This is a genomic window from Anaerotignum lactatifermentans DSM 14214 (assembly GCF_900142265.1).
Classification (GTDB): Bacteria; Bacillota; Clostridia; order Lachnospirales; family Anaerotignaceae; genus Anaerotignum; species Anaerotignum lactatifermentans.
The window spans coordinates 1-3,339 of sequence record NZ_FRAH01000130.1 but is presented as its reverse complement, the minus strand read 5'-3'; the positions used below and the strand labels follow the sequence as shown (position 1 = coordinate 3,339).

2 protein-coding genes are annotated in these 3,339 nt (G+C 42.3%); one reads left to right on the top strand and one right to left on the bottom strand.

Annotation, left to right across the window (positions count from 1 at the left end; all coding sequences use genetic code 11):
* Window positions 1-185 precede the first annotated feature (185 nt).
* Window positions 186-2,111 carry a YgiQ family radical SAM protein gene (locus BUB35_RS17950; RefSeq protein WP_072853975.1) on the bottom strand — a complete coding sequence of 642 codons (1,926 nt, stop codon included), beginning with the start codon at window positions 2,109-2,111 and terminating at the stop codon, window positions 186-188.
* Window positions 2,112-2,370: 259 nt separating this feature from the next.
* On the opposite strand from BUB35_RS17950, the gene BUB35_RS17945 reads away from it, so the two are divergent.
* Complete coding sequence (locus tag BUB35_RS17945; RefSeq protein ID WP_072853973.1) at window positions 2,371-3,237, top strand: DMT family transporter; 867 nt, start codon at window positions 2,371-2,373, stop codon at window positions 3,235-3,237.
* The last annotated feature ends 102 nt before the right edge of the window (window positions 3,238-3,339 follow it).

Below are 3,339 nucleotides of genomic sequence, written 5' to 3'. Positions count from 1 at the left end.
GTGTATATCGTTTATTTGGTACTCCTTTTGGCATAAAAATCACCCCACTTGTTATTCAGTATATCATACTGTCTAACAAATGGGGTTCAGTTCAAAAAAGGTGGTTCCGGCTATTTTCTTTTATTGAAATCACATACTACATGCAGCTTTCCCAATTCTTACGAAGAAATAAAATCTAATGTTTCTTAGCTTTTCTTTTTATGGATATTTCGGATGGTTTTCTTTTTAGGCGCTGTTCCCTTTCCTTCTTTTCTGCCCATTGGTCTGCCATCTGCATTGCTGGTTCTTTGTCCCGTTTTGTTCTCCATTTTCTTTTGTCCCATTTGTCTGGGTCTAATCAGGCAATGAGAGTCAAATCCAATCAAATCTTCTCTATGCGCCAATTTTAATGCTTCATAAACCAGATCGTAATTCTGCGGCAGGCGATACTGCATCAGCGCACGCTGCATGGCTTTTTCATGAGGTGTTTTGGGTACATAAACCTTTTCTTTTGTGCGCGGATCAATGCCGGTATAATACATTGCTGTGGAAAGGGTTCCCGGCGTGGGATAAAAGTCCTGCACCTGTTCCGGCATATGATGAATATCCCGTAAATATTCCGCCAATTCAATGGCTGCTTGAAGATCACTGCCGGGATGACTGCTCATGAGATAAGGTACCAAATACTGATCCATTCCCAAACGCTGATTGATTTCCTGATATTTCTTTACAAATCTCTGATAGACATCTCCGCCGGGTTTCCCCATCTTTGCCAGAACTTTATCGGAAACATGCTCTGGTGCCACTTTCAGCTGTCCACTGACATGATATTTGCAAAGTTCCCGGAAAAAGGTTTCATCTTTATCATAAATCAGATAATCATAGCGAATACCCGAACGGATAAATACTTTTTTCACCCGCGGAATCTCCCGGATTTTCCGCAGCAATTTTACATAATCCCGATGGTCCACTTCAAGGTTTTCACATTTCGTAGGCCATAAGCACTGCTTGTCCCGACATGCACCATACTTTAATTGTTTTTTGCAGGCAGGCTTTCTAAAATTCGCAGTGGGACCACCTACGTCGTGGATATACCCCTTAAATTTCTCATCCATTGTGATTTTCTCTGCCTCGGCAACAAGAGAATCATGGCTTCTTGCGGTCACGACACGCCCCTGATGGAACGCCAGAGCACAGAAATTACAATTGCCAAAACATCCTCGATTGCTGACCAGACTGAATTTTACTTCTTCAATGGCAGGGATACCGCCTTTTTCCTCATACATAGGATGGTATGTCCGTTCAAATTGCAAAGCATACACTTTATCCAGTTCCTGTGTCTGCAACGGTAGTGAAGGCGGATTTTGCACCACTGTCCATTCGTCATATTCCTCAATGAGTGTTTTGCCAATGACAGCATCTGTATTTTGATACTGAATCAGAAAGCTTTCGGCATACTTCATTTTATCCTGTTTTACTTCGTTGTATTTCGGCAAAATGATATAATCATAAGCTCTGGAAATATCTTTTGTTTTGTAAACAGAGCCGCGCAAAAATGTCAATTCCTCCACAGGAATGCCGCTGTCCAGTGCATCCGCCATTTCAATAATCTGATGTTCTCCCATACCGTACAAAAGAAGATCAGCACCGCTATCCAGCAGTATGGAACGGCGGACTTTATTGTCCCAATAATCATAATGGCTCAGTCGGCGCAGACTGGTTTCAATTCCGCCAATGATGATTGGTGTCTTTTTATAAACTTCCCGCAGTTTATTGCAATAAACAATGGTAGCCCGATCAGGACGCAGTCCCATTTCTCCGCCTGGAGAGTAAGAATCTTTTTTTCTTCTCTTCTTTGCCACTGTATAATGATTGACCATGGAGTCGATATTCCCCGCACTTACCAGAAAAGCCAGTCTGGGTTCTCCAAAACGTGTGAAATCTTCCGTTGTCTTCCAATCAGGCTGTGCAATAAAACACACCTTATATCCCTGGCTTTCCAATACGCGGCAAATAATTGCCGCACCAAAAGAAGGATGATCTACGTACGCATCCCCACAAATATAAACAAAGTCAGGTCTGTCCCAACCTCTTTCCAACATTTCTTCTTTACTGACAGGCAAAAAAGCCATTTTGTCGCCTCCTTTACCATGAAAAATCTAGTTTGAATAATAAATTTCTGAATATTCGTTACACTCTTTTTTCTTATTTTATCATGTTCCTGTAACAACTTCCACGTTTCTTCAAAAATTGAAATGTAAGTGCCCCAGAAACAAGGGTTCCATACCGCCGCACAAAGAATAACGAACAACCGTAAAAAATATTTTACAATCCTCTTGTACTTCCCCATGTTTCGTTGTATAGTATAAGCAATAAAAGGAGGGAGTTATTGTGCAAGCGAAACATAAAGTTTTTCTGTTGAGTTTTTGTACTGTATTGTTATGGGCATCAGCATTTCCTTTGACGAAGGTAGTACAGGAACAATTTACATCCAATCCTCTGGGATTTCTGCGCTGCAGCATTGCTGCCATCTTCTTGATCATCATCGGCAAATGCAGCCACATCCGTATTCCAGCAAAAAAGGATATTCCCTATTTCATACTGTCTGGTGCAATGGGCTTCACCGGCTACATGATCTTTTTCAATACGGGTATTCAAACATTGACATCTGCAACTTCCAGCATCATCGTTGCCCTTACCCCTATCTTAACAGCTATCGGCTGTGCAAAAGTGTATCATGAGAAAATCAAAACCATTGGTTGGATCACCATTGCCACTGCCTTTATGGGGGTTTTGGTACTTTTGCTTTGGGATGGCGTCTTTTCCATTAATATTGGATTGATCTGGACAATGGGCGCTGCTCTTGTCTTCTTTGGCTATAATATGATGAGCCGTTTTCTTTCATCAAAAGGCTATACCGCATTGGAAATCGTCACATACAGCATGATTTTTGGTGCGCTTCTTCTGGGCTTTTGGTCTGTACAGGGATTTCAGCAATTGGCTGCTTCAGACATGTCCCATATTCTGGCACTTGTATATCTGGGTGCTTTTCCAAGTGCCGCTGCTTACTTCCTTTGGGGCAAAGCAATGTCTTTTGCAAATCGCACCAGCGAAGTAACAAACTTCATGTTCGTTACCCCGCTGCTTTCTACCATTCTGGGATTCCTGATTCTGCGGGAAGTTCCCAATATGGGTACATTTCTTGGCGGTGCCATCATCATTTGCAGTATCATCGTATTTAATTTAAAAGGCAAATAATAAAATCAATCAGGACCACCGGCTTAGCCGGTGGTTTGCTCTGCCCCTAGAAGGGGCTATTACCAGCTGCGCTTGCAAGCGCATTGAAAGTCCGCCAAGTGC

What these genes read in the sequence shown, in the direction of transcription:
- BUB35_RS17950 (WP_072853975.1), bottom strand. Translation starts at nt 2,111, where the DNA reads ATGGCTTTTTTGCCTGTCAGTAAAGAAGAAATGTTGGAAAGAGGTTGG.